The organism is Phormidium pseudopriestleyi FRX01 (genome assembly GCF_017313335.1).
GTDB classification, from domain to species: Bacteria; Cyanobacteriota; Cyanobacteriia; order Cyanobacteriales; family Laspinemataceae; genus Laspinema; species Laspinema pseudopriestleyi.
In genome coordinates this window covers 1-5570 of sequence record NZ_JAFLQW010000537.1, presented here as the reverse complement: position 1 = coordinate 5570, position 5570 = coordinate 1, and the positions used below count along the sequence as shown (strand labels likewise).

Sequence of the window (5570 nt, the reverse complement as noted above, 5' to 3'; positions counted from 1 at the left end):
GGGGATTCTTGCACAGCCTTAGACCAAAGCCTAAGTCTGATGGGCACTGCTCATTGTGCCTCTAATAAGTCCGCTCAAATTAGATTTGAACTTTCCCTTTACGTTTAGGTTACGAAGGATATTGGCAGCGCCATTACAGCCGGCATTGATATATCCAAGCGTTCCAGCTCTAAACAACTTACACGTTTTCTGCTTGACTGCCACCGTTGCCGGTTTTTCACCGAATTTGGGTAGCATATCATTGTCCAGAAAACTTGCCTTTGCCCAATGATATTCTATAAGGGTAGAGTTTTGCGGAAAAATGCGATAGGCGGTTAAAACCGCTCGCGTGGGCTTTCCACCTCGGTCTGAAGACACGAGGCTACCAGCCCTACCGTGTTTCTCTGGTGTATTGATTTGTCAAGGGGCTGTGGATAAAAAATTTGGGCCCATTTTTTTAGGTCCATCCCTTAATCTACTCGACCCTATCCCAAGAAGGTCGGGTCGGGGGTCCTCTCCAGGGGCGATCGCCGAACAGGTACTAAATCAAGGCTTGCCCGAGGGGGGTTTCTTTCATTGAGTCACGCCTGTGCTTTCCCTAAAAAAGGGTATATAATACTTCATACTAAAGGGAGAGGATGTAGCGAGAGATTGAGGATATATTTTCTGTAGGTTCAAATTTATAGAAAAATTTTGAACCCCGATTTCGTTGGATCCATGATGCCGCCCCCTGGGGGTTAAAAACGGCTCATTCATCGATAGTTCAAGTTAGAGTCTTTTTAAAGGATTAGAAGAGTTGCGGAGCTAGAATCATGGTAGATGAACTCGATAAAGAGCTGAGAAAATGCCGAGCCTTCTTAAGTCTAGCCCTATGCCTGGTGTTAGCAAATTTTGCTGTATCCTTCAAGTTTCCCGAGCTGCCGCAAACTAGCGATGAGCCATTGGAATTGGGTTTTTGTCAGAAGAGAGCGGTAGGAATTTTTTCCACCGGCACCAGGCTCCTCGACCAATTTTGCTTGTCTGATGTCTCCTGATAGCTGAGTGAAAGCGGAGCCTGAGAGGCTCACTCACCATGCCACCCAACCACCATCAGCATCCATCGGGGGTTGGGTGGGATTGCGATCGGGATGGTGGGTCCTGGCGTTTTTTTTTGGGTCTTAGCTACAAATTGGGGTGGGTGTCCCCCCAAAACAGACCCTCCCTTGCTTGACCGGAAAAACAAGGCGCTGTCTATTCTAAAACGGTATTGAAGGTTCGATTTTATCATCCGGAGTTCCCTGACTCGGGTTATCGGTTTGGATGCATCAGTGCGGCTTATTCTGCACGAGGTCTCATCCCAAATTGCATCTACTCACTGAGAGAGCTTGTGGAGCGTTTATCTATCTCAGGAGTGAGATATTTTATCTATCTCATGTAGCACCCAGTTTTCTCCTTTAAAATGGCCGGTTACATCACAGAAAAAATAAGCAAATAAAATGTAACCTTAGAAAGATGAATATTCTCTTGCTATTAGATAGGATTAGAGCATAAGTTACTCCGATCCTGTTGCAGAATTCATGAGGCATCCCATGTTAATCATCTAAATAATTGAGCAATTCAAATAAAGTGTTGAATGCCAACCCTTTCAAGTGAGATGGCCCTATCCCACACCCTTTTTAGGTAGGCAATATTCCAACCGCAAGGGAGAATCGATTGCCCCGGGATAGTAAAAATCCATAGGAAACCGGACATTTTTATCACTGTATTTCCAGATTTTTTCCAAAACTTGTGGAAATTTTCTACTCTTTTTTACATTAATAAAAAAGTTGAAACAACAAAACATAGAGGTTTTATGAGCGACTACAAAAGTATTGACCAAAGACGAACAGCTAATCCCGGCGATCGCATTGCCGATGAAAAGCAAACCATTGAAGAGAAAGCTAAACAACTGGCGGTAGATTCTCCCGATATTACAGGAGACCATATTCAGGTTCCGACCTATTTTATCGTAGAAGATGAAGAAGGCAATCAGGAAGCCCTTCATCATGTCAAAGATGCAGAAGAAATTTCTGATGTCATTCGACAAGCCCGAACCGATGATGAAGGAAATCGTCAGTGGTGGTAAAGTAGAGAGGAGAAAGAGGGTTTGGAGACCAAACCCCTACATTGGGGGGGAGGGTTTGGAGACCAAACCCCTACATGAAACAACGATTTTTCTTTATTAGATTTACCACCTTGACAGAGTTCATAAATCATTGAGGTTCCCTATCGAGGGTTCCGAAATTTGGCTGCTGTATCTCGTCTTAATTCATCACTTCTTCATTACTGGAGTAGTCCGGACATTCCGTGGCTTCAGTACGCAAAACTTTATCCGGTTGCACAGCACATTTTAGGTAAGGATTATTTTTAAAATATTTACAATTTGTGCAGGGTAATTGACTCACTGTAGGTAAGTTGGAGAGGCGACTCCGAACTGATTTCCAAAAATTAAAGTGCATGACAAACAGCACGACCCAGACCACTGCGGCAAAGGAAAGCGGTACTAATAACAGGTCGCCGGTAGAAACGCTTTGCTCGGGCCTTATGGGAGACTGATAGGCTGGAATGTCAATCTGTTCTGAAGCATTTAACTCCAGACTCCCTACTCGAGATAGGGTGACGCGAGTTGGGGTGTCCTGATAGGTGGGAATCTGATTCATCTTTTTTAACTCTGTATGTTTAGGATGGTTTAGCCAAATATATCTGTCTTCAAACCTTTAAGAAAAATTTTTCTAAAAGCCAGCCGGTATATAGATATAGACTCTCCAGATCTGAGCCGAAAGAGTCTAGCCAATTTCACTGAAATGAGGTACAGCAGTCGGATTCACTCTCACCATTAAATTCTTCCCCCGACTCCCGATGCTTAGGGATAGGGGGATTTAAGAGAATCCTTGATGGACTTCATCCAAACGAAAACGCGATAAAGACTTATAAAAAAAGAAAGCGCGTTCAAAGGGTTAATCAAAATATAACTCACGAACAAATCTGGAGATATCTTTCTCTGGTTGGGTTTATTTCTTCCTTTCGATATACCCCTAGGCTGAAGTTGAGTTTTTAGCCGATCGCCCGAAAATTTACCTGATTAAATTTATTGGATAATTTACCGATAAATTCACTCCCATGTTTTTAAAATTAGGGAGTTGATAACTCAAGCCAACTCTTGATTTGATAACTGGATTGGGGTATAATTTATGTGGATTTCTCTAGGGTTTTGTAGGGGATACGGGGAAAGTTTAGCCGATCGCACGGGGAGTAATTTAAAGATAACTTGACTAGGGTACAGAGGGTCAACTGCCTCACCGAGTTGTATTGCCATAGTTTATCCCTAGGGTAAACAGTCCGAATCCCTCTCTAGATAGATTTAAAACCCATCTTCCGAAGGGTAATAGGGTGGGGATATTTTCCCCGGGAACTAGGGGGCTAAAATGGCATCGAGCAATTTCTCTGGACCGAAACGGACGGGATCCGTGCAGGGGAGTCCGGTTTCCGCTTCAATTTGCTGAATCGTCTCTCGGGAGGCCGCCTCATCTAAATCCCGAGAATTGAGGGCGACTGCTACCATCCGGGAGGGAGTCAAAGCCCCCGCAGCACTAGCCACCCCTTCATACAAGGCGATCGCCTCGGACAAGGGGGGAATCGGCACATGAGGATGGTTTTTAATATGAGTTTGTCCCGCCCGATGCACCAGAACTAAGTGAGTTGGCTGACTGCCGCGCAACAAGGGTAAAGTCGCCGTAGAACCGGGATGAAACAAAGACCCCTGTCCCTCCACCAAAATCAAGTCACAATCTGTTGCACATTGCATCACCGCTTGTTCCACCGCCCCCGCAGCAAAGTCTACCCGCACCGCATCCAGGGCCACTCCTGCACCGGCAATCATCAACCCCGCTTGACCCGTTGCCACAAATTGCGATCGCAACCCGCGCTGTTTGGCGAGACGATGAATTTCCAAACAAGTAGACATTTTCCCGATCGCCATATCCGTCCCCACTGCCAACACCCGGGGACAAGTCAGTTGCCGCGCCTGAGCACTGCCGATTTTGAGTCCCGTGGGTTCCTGTCGGACATCCCAAATCCACTGTCCCTCCCGTAACGGAAACGGCAGTTCCGGATGATGATTTAAAGGGGTATGCAACCCATTCACAATCGATAATCCCGCAGAAACGGCGCGACGGAGTTCCTCAAACCACTCCGGAGGTAACGCACCCCCAGGCGGTGCAATCCCGATCGCCAGAACATCCGGATTCATAGCTAGGGCCGCCTCTACCGAAGCAACAATGGGCACATCTCGGGCAATGCCTGTGAGTTCTGGTAGCGACTGTCCCGCCGATTCGCCATCAATGACGGCGACAATATTGGCCTCGCTGTATCTCAACAAGGTTAACCCAGTTTTACCAATTGAGCCCAGAATGCCTTGATGTTGCAGAATGGCGACGCGATGATTAGCTGTTATACGCACGACGTTGTACTCCTAAACCCGGTAGATTATTGGGCAGCAATCGTCCTTCCTGGACGATCGCCCCGGTAAACGGATCGTCAATTAAATTCAGATGACTATCTAAATCGAGATAATCCGCTAATGGTGAGAGGTGAGACAGGGCAGTATTCGCCACCACACTATCGGAATAACACCCGAACATCACCTGCAATCCGCAGGCATTGGCGGTGTGAATCATCCGCATCGCTTCTGTTAATCCCCCACATTTCATTAGTTTAATATTAATTCCATGAACGCGATCGGCCAAGGGGATAATATCGGCCCGGGTAAAGCAGCTTTCATCCACGAAAATCGGTAAAGGAGATTCCCGATAGAGGTGACGTAATTCCTCTTGTGCTGCCACAGGGAGGGGTTGTTCTAAATATTTCACCCCCCGAGAGCTCAACCAGTGACTCATGGCGACTGCATCCTCTAGGGTCCATCCGCCATTGGCATCAATGCTAAACGCTGAATCCGGTGGGGCTTCCTCTTGGACCGCCAAGAACATGGCGCGATCGGCAGCAATTCCAGCAGGACTGCCCAATTTCACCTTAATCGCACAACCTTGGGTTGAGGGAACTGCCGCAGTTTCGGGACTATCTGAGTCTAAATTAAACCAATGCCGGACCCGGGTTCGGGCCGCCTCTGGACTACTGATGCCAATAGTGAGGGAGGTGGGGACAATCCGATGGCGATCGAGTCCCCACAATTGCCATAACGGGAGTCCAACTTTCTTCCCCAACCAATCCTGTAACGCCGTATCTAAACCCGCTTGGGCCGCCGATGGGAATTGAGCCTCGTTTGTGAGAGTCATCAAAAATGCTTCTATTTCCTGGCGATCGAGGGGACAAAACCTCTCCAGTTGCGGGGCAACATTCTGTAATGCGGCCACAATTTCCGGGGTTGTTTGAGGCGTACCCCCAGCAGAAAACGGCGATGCTTCCCCCCATCCCGTTATCTCTTCAGCTTCCACTTTGACTAAAACATTCGTACTTTGAGCCGTTGTTCCCCGACTAATCGTCAGGGCAAACCGTTTATGAACAGTAAAAGTTTCAATCTGAATTTTCATAAGTTCGTAGTAACGACTTCAGTCGTT

The 5570-nt window shown here is 47.0% G+C and carries 5 protein-coding genes; 1 reads left to right on the top strand and 4 read right to left on the bottom strand.

Annotated features, from left to right (window positions below; genetic code table 11):
• The first annotated feature begins 1810 nt into the window (after nt 1-1810).
• Entirely contained in the window at nt 1811-2083 is a 273-nt protein-coding gene (locus J0895_RS20405) for a hypothetical protein (protein ID WP_207089835.1), read from the top strand.
• Between the two features lie 178 nt (nt 2084-2261).
• Here the strand turns inward: J0895_RS20405 and J0895_RS20400 are convergent, their stop codons facing one another.
• From J0895_RS20400 to J0895_RS20385, 4 genes are all read right to left on the bottom strand, one after another.
• The gene (locus J0895_RS20400) at nt 2262-2657 is read right to left on the bottom strand and encodes a hypothetical protein (protein ID WP_207089834.1); all 396 of its coding nucleotides are present in this window, start codon (nt 2655-2657) and stop codon (nt 2262-2264) included.
• A 488-nt stretch (nt 2658-3145) separates the two neighbouring features.
• Nucleotides 3146-3313: a hypothetical protein gene (locus J0895_RS20395; protein WP_207089833.1), complete on the bottom strand. Its 168-nt coding sequence runs from the start codon at nt 3311-3313 to the stop codon at nt 3146-3148.
• 96 nt (nt 3314-3409) lie between these two features.
• Nucleotides 3410-4456: a DUF1611 domain-containing protein gene (locus J0895_RS20390; protein WP_207089832.1), complete on the bottom strand. Its 1047-nt coding sequence runs from the start codon at nt 4454-4456 to the stop codon at nt 3410-3412.
• Nucleotides 4440-5543, bottom strand: coding sequence for a dipeptide epimerase (locus J0895_RS20385; RefSeq protein WP_207089831.1), 1104 nt, complete (start codon nt 5541-5543; stop codon nt 4440-4442). Before J0895_RS20385 ends, J0895_RS20390 begins: the two co-directional genes overlap by 17 nt.
• Nucleotides 5544-5570: the final 27 nt, after the last annotated feature.

What these genes read in the sequence shown, in the direction of transcription:
- J0895_RS20405 (WP_207089835.1), top strand. Translation starts at nt 1,811, where the DNA reads ATGAGCGACTACAAAAGTATTGACCAAAGACGAACAGCTAATCCCGGC.
- J0895_RS20400 (WP_207089834.1), bottom strand. Translation starts at nt 2,657, where the DNA reads ATGAATCAGATTCCCACCTATCAGGACACCCCAACTCGCGTCACCCTA.
- J0895_RS20395 (WP_207089833.1), bottom strand. Translation starts at nt 3,313, where the DNA reads ATGGCAATACAACTCGGTGAGGCAGTTGACCCTCTGTACCCTAGTCAA.
- J0895_RS20385 (WP_207089831.1), bottom strand. Translation starts at nt 5,543, where the DNA reads ATGAAAATTCAGATTGAAACTTTTACTGTTCATAAACGGTTTGCCCTG.